This is a genomic window from Pseudomonas sp. R3-57, assembly GCF_051132065.1.
Classification (GTDB): Bacteria; Pseudomonadota; Gammaproteobacteria; order Pseudomonadales; family Pseudomonadaceae; genus Aquipseudomonas.
The window spans coordinates 3306298-3321157 of the sequence record NZ_CP071655.1; the positions used below are offsets into that span (position 1 = coordinate 3306298).

The window sequence follows — 14860 nt, forward strand, 5'->3', positions numbered from 1 at the left end:
GGCATTCTACTCGCTATGCAGGTTCGCATAAATCGACTCTGCGAGCTTTTTACTGATCCCCGGGGCTTTGGCGATCTCTTCGATGCTTGCACGAGACAGCTCCTGCAATCCACCAAAATGTTTCAACAAGTCGCGACGGCGGGTTGGCCCAACACCGGCAACGCCTTCAAGCGTAGACGTACGGCGGGTTTTGCCACGACGAGCGCGGTGCCCGGTGATTGCGAAACGGTGTGCTTCGTCGCGAATCTGCTGAATAAGATGCAATGCCGGCGAGTCGCCGCGCAACGTGAACTCGTGCGCTGCATCATTCAGATACAACGTTTCGAAGCCGGCCTTGCGCGTTGCGCCCTTGGCAACACCGAGCAGGATCAGATCCGGCACGGCCAGTTCATTGAGCACATCGCGAGCCATCGATAGCTGGCCCTTGCCACCGTCCACCAGCAGAATGTCCGGCAACTTGCCCTCGCCTTCCTTGAGTCGACTGAAGCGCCGCGTCAGTGCCTGGTGCATGGCAGCGTAATCATCACCGGGCGTGACACCTTCGATGTTGTAGCGGCGGTAATCCGACTTGATTGCACCTTCAGGGCCGAACACCACGCAGGACGCCACCGTCGCTTCACCGCTGGAATGACTGATGTCGTAGCATTCCAGACGCTGTGGCGGCTCATCCAGATTCAGCACCTCAGCCAAGGCCTCGAAGCGCGCCGCGGTGTGTTGACGGTTGGCCAGACGTGCACCCAACGCTTGCTCGGCATTGGTGACAGCCAGTTGCTGCCAGCGCGCACGCGTACCACGGACCCGATGACTGATCGCCAACTCGCGGCCACGCAACTCGTGAATGGCCTCGATCAGCGCCGCAAAGTCTTCGTGCACCACGTTGACGATCAGCTCGCTCGGCAAATCGCGCTCGGGACTGCTGATGAAGTATTGGCCCAGAAACGCCGCCATGACTTCCGACACGTCTTCTTCGATGCCCACTTGCGGGAAGAAATTCTTGCTGCCCAGCACGCGCCCGCCGCGAACACTGATCAGATGCACACAGGCACCACCGGGGTTGACGAACGCAGCGATGACATCAATGTCTCCCGTGCCACCTTCCATGCTTTGCTGATCCTGGACCCGTCGCAACAGTGCGATCTGATCGCGAAGCTCGGCGGCTCGCTCGAACTCCAGATTGATCGCCGCCTCTTCCATTGCCGTGGACAGCTCGTTGGTCAACGCATGACTGCGCCCTTCAAGAAACATCACCGAGTGACGCACGTCCTCGGCATACACCTCAGGCTCGACCAGGCCAACACAAGGCGCCTTGCAACGTTTGATCTGATATTGCAGGCATGGCCGCGCGCGGTTCTTGTAGTAGCTGTCTTCACACTGACGAACGAAAAAGGTCTTTTGCAGCAGGCTCAGGCTTTCGCGAATGGCACCGGCACTCGGATAGGGACCGAAGTACTTGCCCTTGGCTTTTTTCGCTCCGCGATGAATGCTCAGACGCGGAAATTGACCATCGGAGAGAAACACGTAGGGATAGGATTTGTCGTCACGCAACAGAATGTTGTACGGCGGTCGCCATTCCTTGATCAGCGTTTGCTCAAGCAACAACGCTTCGGTTTCATTCGCCGTGATGGTTGTCTCGACCTGCGCAATCCGTCCGACCAACGCCGCGGTTTTCGGTGCTAGACCGGTTTTGCGAAAGTAGCTGGCCAGGCGTTTCTTCAGGTTTTTGGCTTTACCGACGTATAACAGTCGCGCATCACTGTCGAACATGCGATAGACGCCTGGGCGTCCGCTGACGGTCGAGAGAAAAGCGCTGGAGTCGAATGTTTCAGTCATGATCAGAGGCTGGCATCTACCATGCCGTGACGAACCGCCAACAGCGTCAACTCGACGTCGCTGCTGATCGAAAGCTTCTCGAAGATACGGTAGCGATAGGTGTTCACGGTTTTCGGCGACAGGCACAGCTTATCGGAAATGATCTGCACCTTTTGACAGCCGACAATCATCAAAGCGATCTGAATCTCGCGCTCCGACAGCGCATCGAAGGGCGAGTCGTTGGACGGCTGGAAGGATTTGATTGCCAGTTGCTGAGCGATTTGCGGACTGATGTAGCGCTGACCGGCGAACACCAGGCGAATCGCCTGAACCATTTCCGGCAATCCCGCGCCCTTGGTCAGATATCCCGCAGCGCCGGCCTGCAGCAAGCGTGTCGGGAAAGGATCCTCTTCACATACCGTCACCGCGACGACTTTGATGTCCGGATGACTGCGCAGCAGTTTGCGCGTGGCTTCCAGACCACCGATGCCGGGCATCTTGACGTCCATGAGAACCACATCGGGTTTCAACTCTCGAGCCTTGATCAGGGACTCTTCCCCGGACTCGGCCTGGCCGACCACCTGCAAGCCGTCGATATCGGCCAGCATGCGGGTAATGCCCGTACGAACGAGATCATGGTCATCGACCACTAGCACCCTAATCAAGCAGACACCTCGCGATATGGTCATATTGGGATGCCGGACACCTTAGCAAAAAGTGCCCCACAGACCTAGCGGAAAGCAGCATTAAAAAAGTTTCAATACATCATTGAGGGCTTGCCGGCTGCGGGTTTCAGAGCACACCTGTGCTGATATCGAGCTGCATTCGCAGAAAACACTCGTCCTTGCCCCGAACCTGCAGGCCTTTTCTTTCGTAGAGGCTCCTTGCCGGATTATTCTCGAAAACCGTCAGTCGAATCGCCGGACGACGCTCTCCGCGCGCGATGTCGATAACCTGATCGATTGCCCAGGAACCGGCGCCTTGCCGATGAAACGCTTCAGCGACCTGTAATTCACGGATATAAAGTGCGCGCATGTCCCGGCTCAGACTGACATAACCAACAGGCACGCTATCACGCACTATCAGCCAGTTCTGCCGCTCCGACCACGCGACATCGAACGCATGGTCCTGCCATGGCAGTTCGAATTCGATGTAGTAACGCAGCATGTTCTGGCAGGTCATCTCGCGGGCGAATATCAGATCTTCGGCGGTGGCACGACGCAATTCGAAGCTCATCCTGCTTTCTCCGGATCCACCAAATGCGGATTCCTGCCATTCTTGACCTCATTGCTCAGCGCCCCGGCGAGCATGAATGACAACACTGTTCATCTTCGGTAAACAAACAAAGTACTGGGTGTCACGACTATCAAACACCTCGACAATAGGCGTTATGTTGAACATGCAATAGCAATTTCTGATTGCTGCCGCCAGTCAGCGTCGAGTAAGCTCGGCTCATTCATCGGAGACAGATCATGTTCAACGCCCTTTCACAGCTTCATCCCGTCAGCGCCCAGCGCTCGGTTGCGGCTGCGTGGGTGAACGGTGTTTGCGCTCCGGTCAGCTTTTATTTTGGGTATTGGTTTAGCCACTGGCGCGCCTGATACCCAAACGGCGCCCATGTAAACGGGTCGCCTACCAGAGATTTCTCAACCCCCGGTCGGCTCCCCGACCGGGGGTTTTGTTTTTTCAGGCTTCACAAATTTTCAGCCACACCACCAGACATTTGAGGATTCACCCATGAACCACACCACTTATTACCGTTACGACAGCTTTAGCGCCTGGCGATTTACCAGCTTCCGCTCGGGACAGCCTGCCGCCTCCGATCGGTCACCTGCAGGTGGCAAGCACACACACGTAGCCATTCCGGCCAATTGTCGAACACCCCAGTAGGGCCGAATGCGCGGTGAAAAACCGCCGCCAGCCCAGGAAGACCGAATATGAACTCGTCCGTTTCCGCTCTGCCACTCTCCACGTTGAACCCTGCCAACGAAGCGCTGACGTTGCGTCTGCCCTGCTCGTTGCAATTAAAACAGCAATTACCGCTCGACAACGTCTTGAGCCAGCAAGTCGCCGCCCAACGCCAAGCCGTACGCGCCATTCTCAACGGCCAGGACCAGCGCCTGCTGGTAATCGTTGGCCCCTGCTCTATCCATGACCCGCAATCCGCACTTGAATATGCCGACAAACTCGCTCGACTGGCTGAACAGGTCAACGACGAAATGCTTCTGGTGATGCGTGCCTATGTAGAAAAACCGCGCACCACGGTTGGCTGGAAAGGCCTGGCCTATGACCCGCACCTGGATGGCAGCGATGACATGGCCGGTGGCCTTGCGCTGTCACGTGAATTGATGCTGGAAATGATCCGGCTCGGCTTGCCGGTGGCCACAGAACTGCTGCAACCAATGGCCGCCGGGTACTTCGATGATTTGCTGAGCTGGGTAGCGATTGGTGCGCGCACCACGGAATCGCAGATCCACCGCGAAATGGCCAGTGGCTTGAGCATGCCGGTCGGCTTCAAGAACGGCACCGACGGCGGCGCCGCCATTGCAGTTGACGCCATGCGGTCGGCCGCGCACCCGCACCGGCACTTCGGCGTCGACAGCCAAGGTCACCCGGCCATCATTCAAACCCCAGGCAACCCAGACACCCATCTGGTATTGCGCGGAGGTCACAAAGGGCCGAACCATGATCGTGAGAGCGTGGCAAAGATCCACGCCGATCTGAATCGACTGAATATCCCGAGCCGGATCATGGTCGATTGCAGTCACGCCAACAGCGGCAAGGACCCCCTGCGCCAACCCGGCGTTTTCAACGAAGTGCTTGACCAACGCCTGCGGGGTGATTGCGGACTGATTGGCATGATGCTCGAATCCCACCTGTTCGAGGGCTGCCAGCCACTGAGCGGATCTCTGCGCTACGGGGTATCGATTACCGATGGCTGCCTCGGTTTCAGTGCAACTGAACGCCTACTGCTTGATGCTGCCAAGCGACTCGCTGCGCACGCGAACTGATAACCATGCCAGCCCTCCGGTTTCGCTGAAACTGGAGGGCTGGGCAAACAGTGCTATGCCTCGACTCGCACCTGTGTTTGCGCAGATTCCTCACTGACGTCGTCCAGACGTTCAACCGTGTAGGCCACACGCACCGTAGTGCCATGATGCTCACGCCAGAACCGGTGCGGCACGATAAAAATCAGCGGTTTCCCTGCCGTTTCGCGCGTGATATCACGGTCGTCGCGGTGGTTGAAAAACTCTCCATCACATTTGAGGTAGACCAGCTCCCCTTCCTGTGTCCCGGCATTACCGATCACGACGGTCACGCCGTCGACTGAATTCTCGCTGTCGAGCACGCCATCTTGCGCTTCCAGCACATCTGGGGCGTTCAGATCATTACGAACAAAAGGCGCCACGAGCAGTTCCGTCACTTCCGACTCGCGCACTTTGCCGTCAACGCTTTCGACCCGGTAGCGCACCGCGATCTGCTCACCGAAATGGCCCGCGATATGTACTCCGTCAACCCAAAATGACAGCACGTCGGCGACAGCGAAGGTCTCGACCTTCAAACTGTCCCTGAAGGAAGCTGCACCGGCATCGGCGCACCACAGCAGCGTCACCCGATCGCCAGCCGCCATGCGCGCGTAAGGCTGCAGCGAAACAAGCGTGCCCTGCGGCACCCGCGCTGGGTCGAGCGTCCCACTGATCACGCCTTCGACGATCGGCGCGAGCAATTGTGCTCGTGTATCACCCACCGACAATTGCACACGCGCCGACACGGAGGGCTCGGGCGAGCCGGCACTGTCTCGTGTCCAGTAGACCTCCAGCGAACCGCCATCCAGTGCCGCGACATGCAGGCCTTTGATGACGAACACCACATCCTTCCCGATTTGAGTTTCAGTGACATAACGAACCATTTCATGCTGGTAAGCGAAGCCTTCGATATCCAGCCCTTCCCAACTCAGCAGCAAGCGGTCGCCGCACGTCATGCCGGGATAAGGCGCGATACGGACAACGACTCTGCCCAGCGCGGGATCGAGCACTGTGCCGTCGATTGAATCCAGGGTCACCGCGGGTAGCAGTTCACTTGACATACAAGGACCTGCAGGGTGGCGCATCCGGTAGCAAAACTCGACTTCATGCGTGTTCATTGTGGCTCCACTCCTTGGAAAAACGCCGCTGGATGGGCGGCGTCGACAGCTCACATTGAACAAGATCGCGCCCGTTTTCTCTGTCAGGCCAATTCGCCACAGGTCTCGGGTAAACGCGGCGCGCCAGGTAGGCAAACAGCGTGAATTCAAAATGGAGCTGGCGAAAGATGGCGGCAACTTCCGATTCGGATCTCAGAAGTATCTGAAAATTCGTACAACTCCTAGTCCATATTCAACGGCCAAGAGATGCCTCTTCTTACTTCTTCGGCGGGATGAGTGTTTTAGAGTGGCGTCCGTATTCCCGACGAATTTCTGTGAAAAAGGTAAGAACATGCAACGGAATGCTTCAACTCGCTATCCCATCCTGTTGGTACACGGCCTGTTCGGATTCGAGCGCATCGGCCATTTCGAGCTATTCCATGAAGTAAAAAACGCACTGAAAACGGCCGGCAACCGCGTGTTTGTTCCACACCTCTCTGCCACCCAAAAGAATGAAACAAGGGGTGAACAGTTGCTTGCACAGATAGACCGAGTCTTGCGGGGCACAGGTGCCGAGAAAGTCAACCTCATCGGGCACAGCCAGGGGGCATTGGCGGCTCGATACGCTGCAGCGCTTGCGCCACACTCGGTCGCCTCGGTGACTTCAGTCAGTGGCCCGAATCATGGATCGGAACTGGCGGATTTTCTGCGCAAGGCACTGGTGCCAGGCAGATTGCCAGAAACCGTCGCTCAGAACGTGGCTACCCTCTTCGCCAACTTTCTTTCCTTGCTCAGTGGCAACCTGACGTTGCCGCAGAACGCCCTGGCAGCGCTTAACGCACTCACGACCGAAGGGGTCGGCCATTTCAATGATCGATTCCCGCAGGGATTACCCCAGACATGGGGCGGCCAGGGTGCGGATCAGGTCAACGGGGTGCGCTATTACTCCTGGAGCGGGGTGATTGCGACAGAGAGCCCGTCGCTGGTCGATCAGACGCAGAGCGTTTGCCACGCCCTCTCGCAGTACTTCATGACCGAGACAGAGCAGAACGATGGTTTCGTCGGTCGCTTCAGCTCTCACCTGGGCCAAGTGATTCGCTCAGACTATCCGCTGGATCATCTGGGCAGCCTGCGCCGCGCGGCCGGCACGGTCACGGCACTGCCCGATCCGATCGAACTGTACGTCGACCACGCTGCGCGTCTGCGCGCAGCCAGTCTTTGACGAGCACCACATACCCAGCAAGGAACTTTGCCGGGAAATCGCTCACTGAATCCGGTAGGCTCCACACTTTACTGAAATACATTGGAGAAATTCCCCATGGCTAAAGCCACTGCCCGCCACATCCTGGTTTCCAGCGAAGACAAGTGCAACGAACTCAAGGCCCAGATCGAAGCCGGCGCCGATTTTGCCGAAGTAGCCAAGTCAAACTCCAGCTGCCCATCGAGCCGTCAGGGCGGTGATCTGGGTTCCTTCGGTCCTGGCCAGATGGTCAAGGAGTTCGACGCCGTGGTGTTCAGCGCGCCAATCAATGTCGTTCAAGGCCCGGTGAAAACCCAGTTCGGCTATCACCTGCTGGAAGTCACCAGCCGTCAGGACTGATTCGTCGTCTGATTGCTCGCAGCGGCCCGCCATATGGCGGGCCGTTGTATTTCAGTTACACATACGGCTGGCGAGCGACGCGCCTCTCGCGTACAACTTGCGCTTACCGATTCAAGTCCCAAGGCTGACAATGCGACTGGTTTTCCCCACATTGATGCTCGCCGCCCTCGCCCTGCTGACGGCTGGCGCAAGCGCGAACGCCGCACCGCAACATGCCCTGACCGTTTATGGTGAGCCTGCCAAATATCCCGCCGGTTTCAGCCATTTCGACTACACCAACCTGCAGGCGCCCAAGGGCGGCACGATGCGCCGCTCGGCCATCGAGATCGGCCATTTCGACCATGTCCTTCCTTATATAGACAAAGGCATCGGCGTCACGCAGATCGATGGGTTGCTCTATTCGCCGCTGGCCCAGCGCTCGCTCGACGAGCCTTACACCGTATATGGCCTGGTCGCGCAAAAAATGGAGCGCGCGGACGATGGCCTGTCGCTGCGCTTCTTCATCAATCCCAAGGCCCGCTTCGCCGACGGCAAAGCGATTACCGCCGAAGACGTTCGCTACACCTATGACCTTTTGATGACCCAGGGCAGCCTGCGCTATCGCACGCAGTTCGCCGACGTCAAAGGCGTCGAGGTGGAAGCGCCGCTGACCGTGCGTTTCGATTTCAAGAGCAACGAAAACCGCACCCTGCCCCTCGATATAGCGACGCTCCCGGTGTTCCCTGAACACTGGTGGAAGAGCCGCGATTTCGCCGGCGGTGGCGGTTATGAAGCCCCGCTGGGCAGCGGTCCCTATCGAGTCGGCAAGGTCGATTCGGGGCGCAGCATCACCTTTGAGCGCAACCCCGACTGGTGGGGCAAGGACCTGCCGGTCAGTCGCGGGTTGTACAATTTCGATCACTTCAGCATCGAATACTTCGGTGACACCGATGTCGCCCGCCAAGTACTGCGCGGCGGCGCCTACGACTACAACCGAGAGTTCTCGGCGACCGGCTATTCGATCGGCTATGACAGCCCCGCGCTGAGCGACGGCCGCCTGCAAAAAGCCCATCTGGCGACCGAAGCGCCGCAATCGGCTCAGGGATTCGTGTTCAACCTGCAAAAGCCGATGTTCGCCGACCGGCGTGTGCGCCAGGCATTGGCGATGCTCTGGGACTTCGAGTGGAGCAATCGGCAAATGATGCGCAGCCTGTATATCCGCCAGCAAAGCTATTTCTCCAATACGTCACTGGCTGCAACCGAGTTGCCCGACGCGCAAGAACTGAAAATCCTCGAGCCGTTGCGTGGGCAGATCCCCGACGAGGTGTTCAGTAAAGTGTTCGAAGCGCCGAAAACCGACGGCAGTGGCGTCATCCGCGACAAGCAACTGCAAGCCCTCGCACTGCTCGAAGAAGCTGGGTGGAAACCCGACGGCGATCAATTGGTCAACGCCCAGGGTGAGCCGCTGAGCTTCACTTTTCTGGTCAGCCAGAACGGCATGGATCGCCTGCTACTGCCCTACAAGCGCACGCTGAAACAGATCGGCATCGAGCTCAACATCCGCCGCATCGATTCGTCGCAATACGTCAACCGGCTGATGAGCCGCGATTACGACATGATCGTTACCGGCTATCCCGTCACGACATCCCCGGGCGGCGAACTGCTCAACTACTTCGGCTCGGCATCGGCCAACGATCCCGGCGCCAACAACTACATGGTGCTGAAAAACCCGGCGGTCGATACCTTGATCAATGGCCTGATTCGCGCATCGACCCAGGCCGACATGCTGCGCTACGCGCATGCACTGGACCGGGTGCTGCAATGGAACTATTACTGGATCCCCAACTACTATCCGCCCGGCACTTCGACCGTGTGGTGGAACCGTTTCGGTATACCGACGATTCAGGCCAGCAATGACGAAGCGATCGAGAGCTGGTGGGAAATCAGCCGTACGCCGCTGACCAACCAACAGATGACCGCCGAGAAAATCGCCCGCGGCAGACCCGGAGGGCCGCACTGATGTGGGGTTACATACTGCGGCGTCTGCTGCTGATCATTCCGACGCTGGTGATCATTCTGCTGGTCAATTTCGTGATCATTCAGGCCGCTCCCGGCGGCCCGGTGGAACAAGCCATCGCTCATCTGCAAGGGATCGGTGGTGCGAGCGTAGGCGGCGGTGCCAGCGAGACTGCCAGCGGCGCCTCGCGTGCCAGTCGTGGCCTTGATCCGCAACTGATCAAGGACATCGAGAAACAATACGGCTTCGACAAACCGGCCCATGAGCGCCTGTGGCTGATGCTGAAAAACTATGCGCAGCTGGATTTCGGCAAGAGTTTCTTCCGTGGCGCCACGGTCACTGATCTGATCCTTGAAAAGATGCCGGTGACCATTTCGCTCGGCTTGTGGGCGACCTTGATTACCTATCTGGTGTCGATCCCGCTGGGAATTCGCAAGGCCGTGCACCACGGCAGCCATTTCGATGTCTGGAGCAGCACCGCGATCATCATCGGCTATGCGATGCCGGCATTTCTGTTTGCCATGTTTCTGATTGTGGTGTTCGCCGGCGGTACTTCGCTGAACTGGTTTCCGGTGCGCGGGCTGGTCTCGGACAATTTCGAATCGCTGTCCACACTGGGCAAAATTGCCGACTACTTCTGGCATTTGGTGCTGCCAGTGACAGCGCTGGTGATCGGCGGATTTGCGACGCTGACAATCCTCACCAAAAATTCGTTTCTCAATGAAATCACCCGCCAGTACGTAGTGACCGCGCGCGCCAAAGGCCTGAGCGAACGTCGTGTGCTGTATGGCCATGTGTTTCGCAATGCCATGCTGCTGGTGGTCTCGGGGATTCCTCAAGCGTTCATCAGTGTGTTCTTCGCCGGCTCCCTGCTGATTGAGGTGATCTTCTCGCTCGATGGCCTCGGGCGGATGAGCTACGAAGCGGCAGTTTCGCGGGATTATCCGGTGGTGTTTGGCTCGCTGTTCATCTTCACCCTGTTCGGCCTGCTGATAAAACTGGTGGGCGATTTGTGCTACACCCTGGTCGACCCGCGTATCGACTTCGCCGCGAGGAACGCCTGATGCTCAAGCTCTCGCCGTTGGGCCGTCGCCGTTTCGAGCGCTTCAAGAAAAACCGTCGCGGCTGGTGGTCACTGTGGCTGTTTATCGGCCTGTTTGTGCTGACACTCGGCGGCGAGTTGATCGCCAACGACAAGCCGTTGATGGTCAGTTATCAGGGCCAGTGGTTCTTCCCGGTGTTCAAGCGCCACACCGAGCAGGAGTTCGGCGGACAGCTGCCGTTCCAGGCCGATTATCGCAGCGACTATGTGCAGAACCTGATTCGCAAGGATGGCGGCTGGCTGCTGTTCCCACCGATTCCGTTCAGTGACGACACGCCGAACTATGATCTCAATAAACCCGCGCCCAGCCCTCCTACATCGGTGAACTGGCTGGGGACTGACGATCAGTCGCGGGATGTGCTGGCACGGGTGATTTTTGGCGCGCGGGTGTCGATTCTGTTCGCCTTGATGCTGACCTTTGTCAGCGCGCTGATCGGCATTGCCGCCGGCGCGTTGCAAGGCTACTACGGCGGCTGGGTCGACTTGCTCGGGCAACGGCTGCTGGAAGTCTGGTCGGGGCTGCCGGTGCTGTACCTGTTGATCATTCTTTCCGGTTTCGTCGAGCCGAATTTCTGGTGGTTGCTGGGGATCATGGCGCTGTTCTCGTGGCTGGCGCTGGTGGACGTAGTGCGCGCCGAGTTCCTGCGCGGGCGCAATCTGGAATATGTCAAAGCTGCCCGTGCGCTGGGGCTCAGCGACCGCAAGGTGATTTTCCGGCACATCCTGCCCAACGCGATGAACGCGACATTGAGTTACCTGCCGTTCATTCTCACCGGGGCGATCTCGACCCTGACTGCGCTGGATTTTCTGGGGTTCGGCATGCCCGCCGGCAGTGCCTCGCTGGGTGAGTTGATCGGCCAGGGCAAACAGAACCTGCAAGCCCCCTGGCTCGGTCTGACGGCGTTCTTCACGCTGGCGCTGATTCTGTCTTTATTGGTATTCATCGGCGAAGCGTTGCGTGACGCATTCGATCCAAGGTCCTGAAGCGTGCCCATGACTGACAATCTGATTGAAATCCGCAACCTCAATGTCGCGTTCCATGGCCAGACCGTGGTGCGCGACCTGTGTCTGGATATCCGCCCCGGCGAATGCCTGGCGCTGGTCGGTGAATCCGGCTCCGGAAAGTCGGTCACCGCGCACTCGATCCTGCAGTTGTTGCCTGAATCCGAAGCGCAAACCAGTGGCAGCATTCGTTACCGTGGACAGGAACTGCTCGGCGCGGATCCCAAAGTCTTGCGCGAACTGCGCGGCAACCGCATCGCGATGATCTTCCAGGAGCCGATGACCTCGCTCAATCCGCTGCACACCATCGAAAAGCAGATTGGCGAGACACTTCTGTTGCATCGCGGTCTCGGCGGCAAAGCAGCGCAGCAACGCATTCTCGAATTGCTTGGCCTGGTCGGCATTCAGAAGCCAAAAGAGCGCTTGAAGGCTTACCCGCATCAGCTGTCGGGCGGGCAGCGGCAACGGGTCATGATCGCCATGGCGCTGGCGTGCGAACCGGAATTGTTGATCGCCGACGAACCCACTACCGCGCTCGACGTCACGGTGCAGCGCAAGATTCTGCTGCTGCTCAAATCCCTGCAAAAGCGTCTAGGCATGTCGCTGCTGCTGATCAGCCATGACCTCAACCTTGTGCGCAGCATCGCTCAGCGTGTGTGCGTAATGAAGGCAGGCGAAATCGTCGAGCAGGCACCCTGCGAAACCTTGTTCACCGAGCCGAAGCACCCTTACAGCTGCGTGCTGCTCAACGCCGAGCCGGAAGGCGAAGCGCTGCCACGGGACGAGCGTGAGAATGTGCTGGAAGTCGATGACCTGAAGGTCGAGTTCGCCGTCGGCGGCGGGCTGTTTCAGCGCAAGCAGTACCTGCGTGCGGTGGACGGTATCAGTCTGAATATTCAGCGTGGCAAGACGTTGGGCATCGTCGGCGAATCGGGCTCAGGCAAGTCGACACTGGGTCAGGCGATCCTGCGACTGCTCGACTCCCAAGGCAGCATTCGTTTCCAGGGCGAGGCGCTCGACGCGCTCAATCAGAAACAGATGCGACCGTGGCGGCGGCAGATGCAAGTAGTATTTCAGGACCCGTTCGGTAGCCTCAGTCCGCGCATGTCGGTGGCACAGATCATCAGCGAAGGCCTCGAAGTGCATTGTGAGTCGAGCGCCGACGAATGTGATGAGCAAGTGATTCGCGTGCTCAAAGAGGTCGGCCTCGACCCGGAGAGCCGTCATCGCTATCCCCACGAGTTTTCCGGTGGGCAACGCCAGCGCATCGCCATTGCCCGGGCACTGGTTTTGAAACCGGCGCTGATTCTGCTCGACGAACCAACGTCGGCGCTGGATCGCACGGTACAGAAACAAGTGGTCGCACTGCTCCGCCAGTTGCAGGAAAAGCACGGTCTGACCTACCTGTTCATCAGCCACGACCTGGCCGTCGTCCGCGCGCTGGCCCATGACATGATTGTGATCAAGGACGGTAAAGTCGTGGAGCGTGGCGCCAGCCATGATGTCTTTGATGCGCCGCAGCATCCTTACACCAAAGAGCTGTTGGCGGCGGCGCATCCGGGGTAGGCATAATCCGAGATGGCCGACAAACCGAGTCATATTCATCGCGAGCAGGCTCACTCCTACATTTGAAATGCATTCCAATTGTAGGAGTGAGCCTGCTCGCGATAGCGCCATTACTGACGAAACGTTTTCAGGATCTACCCGATGAACACCACCGAAAGCCTCAAGGACTACCAACGCGTTCGCACGCTGGCGATCCGCTCGCTGTTCGAGATCATCGAGCAGTCCAGCGAAGGCACGGTGATCGTCGATCGGGACGCCAACATCGTCTGGATGAACGAGCGCTATGCCCGGCGCTTCGGCCTTGAATCGGCTGCCGGCGCGATCGGCAAGGCTTGTGAAAGCGTGATTCCCGGCAGCCTGCTGCGTGAAGTGGTGCGCACCGGGCGGCCGATTCTGCTCGATATGCAAGACACGCCAAAAGAGCCGTTGGTGGTGATGCGTCTGCCGATTCATGACGATGCCGGCACGGTGATCGGCGCTATCGGCTTCGCCCTGTTTGATGAGTTGCGCACCCTGTCGCCGATGCTCAAGCGCTACCTGAGCATGCAGGAAGAACTGGCCTCGACGCGTTCGCTGCTGCGCGCCCGGCAGACCAAATACAACTTCGCCCACTTCATCGGCACCAGCGCCGCCAGCCTCGAAGTCAAACGCCGCGCCCGGCGCAGTGCCAGTGCCGAATCGCCGGTCTTGCTGCTCGGCGAAACCGGCACCGGCAAGGAGCTGCTCGCTCAAGCGATCCACAGCGCATCGCCCCGCGCGCACAAAGCCTTTGTCAGCATCAACAGCGCGGCGATCCCCGAAGCACTGCTCGAAGCCGAATTTTTTGGAACGGCCCCCGGCGCGTTCACCGGTGCTGATCGCAAGGGGCGTACCGGTAAATTGCAGATTGCTCAGGGCGGCACGCTGTTTCTCGACGAGATCGGCGACATGCCGCTGCCGCTGCAAAGCAAGTTGCTGCGCGTGTTGCAGGAAAAGGAGTTTGAACCGGTCGGCTCCAACGAGGTGATTCAGAGCGATGTGCGGGTCATTGCCGCGACGTCGACTGATCTGCAAGCGGCGATCAAGCGCGGCGAATTTCGCGCCGATTTGTACTATCGCCTGAATGTGCTGCCGATCCAGGTGCCGCCCCTGCGCGAACGCCTCGATGATCTGCCGGCACTCAGCGAAGCGATTCTTGAGGAGCTGCGCAGCCAGCACGAACTGCACCGGGATGCGCTGGCATTGCTCGGCCAACACGCCTGGCCGGGCAACATTCGCGAATTGCGTAATGTGCTTGAGCGTGCGGCGTTGCTCAGCGATGACCTGATTCTTACCGAGCAGGATCTGCGTGCGGCGATCGGCACGTTGACGCCCGTCGAGCGTTCGCCCGCGTCTGTCGCACAAGCGGCGACGGAGGAAACCTTCGCCCAGGCCCGCGAGCGCTTTGATCGACAATTGATTGAAACGGCGTTGGCTGAATGCGCGGGGAAGGTGCCGGAAGCGGCGGCCCGACTGGGGCTTGGGCGGTCGACGTTGTACAAGAAAATGGTGGCGCTGGGGATTGCCTAGTCTCACTTTAGAGACTTCGCTCTCACTTAGTAGATGGAAGTGCTTCGCACTTATCGCGAGCGGGCTCACTCCTACAGGAACTGCGTACACCGTCACCTTGTAGGAGTGAGCCTG

At 58.8% G+C, this 14860-nt stretch carries 12 protein-coding genes; 8 read left to right on the forward strand and 4 right to left on the reverse strand.

Features of this window, described 5'->3' with window-relative positions; all coding sequences use genetic code 11:
• Positions 1–6: 6 nt before the first annotated feature.
• From uvrC to J3P93_RS14935, 3 genes are all read right to left on the reverse strand, one after another.
• Positions 7–1830 carry an excinuclease ABC subunit UvrC gene (uvrC, locus tag J3P93_RS14925; RefSeq protein WP_434589101.1) on the reverse strand — a complete coding sequence of 608 codons (1824 nt, stop codon included), beginning with the start codon at positions 1828–1830 and terminating at the stop codon, positions 7–9.
• Positions 1831–1832: 2 nt separating this feature from the next.
• The gene (gene gacA, locus J3P93_RS14930; protein WP_016984198.1) at positions 1833–2474 is read right to left on the reverse strand and encodes a response regulator transcription factor GacA; all 642 of its coding nucleotides are present in this window, start codon (positions 2472–2474) and stop codon (positions 1833–1835) included.
• 127 nt (positions 2475–2601) lie between these two features.
• Positions 2602–3045: a GNAT family N-acetyltransferase gene (locus tag J3P93_RS14935; protein WP_434589103.1), complete on the reverse strand. Its 444-nt coding sequence runs from the start codon at positions 3043–3045 to the stop codon at positions 2602–2604.
• Positions 3046–3746: 701 nt separating this feature from the next.
• On the opposite strand from J3P93_RS14935, the gene J3P93_RS14940 reads away from it, so the two are divergent.
• A complete protein-coding gene (locus J3P93_RS14940; RefSeq protein ID WP_434589105.1) occupies positions 3747–4820 on the forward strand; it encodes a 3-deoxy-7-phosphoheptulonate synthase in 1074 nt (357 codons plus the stop codon).
• A gap of 53 nt (positions 4821–4873) precedes the next feature.
• On the opposite strand, the gene J3P93_RS14945 is transcribed toward J3P93_RS14940, so the two are convergent.
• The gene (locus tag J3P93_RS14945; protein WP_434589107.1) at positions 4874–5953 is read right to left on the reverse strand and encodes a hypothetical protein; all 1080 of its coding nucleotides are present in this window, start codon (positions 5951–5953) and stop codon (positions 4874–4876) included.
• A gap of 331 nt (positions 5954–6284) precedes the next feature.
• Between J3P93_RS14945 and J3P93_RS14950 the strand changes: the two genes are divergently transcribed.
• From J3P93_RS14950 to J3P93_RS14980, 7 genes are all read left to right on the forward strand, one after another.
• Entirely contained in the window at positions 6285–7154 is an 870-nt protein-coding gene (locus tag J3P93_RS14950; RefSeq protein ID WP_434589109.1) for an esterase/lipase family protein, read from the forward strand.
• Positions 7155–7250: 96 nt separating this feature from the next.
• Entirely contained in the window at positions 7251–7532 is a 282-nt protein-coding gene (locus J3P93_RS14955; RefSeq protein WP_434589111.1) for a peptidylprolyl isomerase, read from the forward strand.
• Between the two features lie 130 nt (positions 7533–7662).
• The gene (locus J3P93_RS14960) at positions 7663–9531 is read left to right on the forward strand and encodes an extracellular solute-binding protein (protein WP_434589113.1); all 1869 of its coding nucleotides are present in this window, start codon (positions 7663–7665) and stop codon (positions 9529–9531) included.
• On the forward strand, positions 9531–10592 hold the full coding sequence (locus J3P93_RS14965) for a microcin C ABC transporter permease YejB (RefSeq protein WP_258449429.1): 1062 nt from the start codon (positions 9531–9533) through the stop codon (positions 10590–10592). The genes J3P93_RS14960 and J3P93_RS14965 overlap by 1 nt, the downstream gene beginning before the upstream one ends.
• A complete protein-coding gene (locus J3P93_RS14970) occupies positions 10592–11614 on the forward strand; it encodes an ABC transporter permease (protein WP_434589116.1) in 1023 nt (340 codons plus the stop codon). The genes J3P93_RS14965 and J3P93_RS14970 overlap by 1 nt, the downstream gene beginning before the upstream one ends.
• Positions 11615–11623: 9 nt before the next feature.
• Positions 11624–13198, forward strand: a complete 1575-nt coding sequence (locus tag J3P93_RS14975) for an ABC transporter ATP-binding protein (protein WP_434589118.1) — start codon at positions 11624–11626, stop codon at positions 13196–13198.
• Positions 13199–13339: 141 nt separating this feature from the next.
• Complete coding sequence (locus J3P93_RS14980) at positions 13340–14746, forward strand: sigma-54 interaction domain-containing protein (protein ID WP_434589120.1); 1407 nt, start codon at positions 13340–13342, stop codon at positions 14744–14746.
• Positions 14747–14860: the final 114 nt, after the last annotated feature.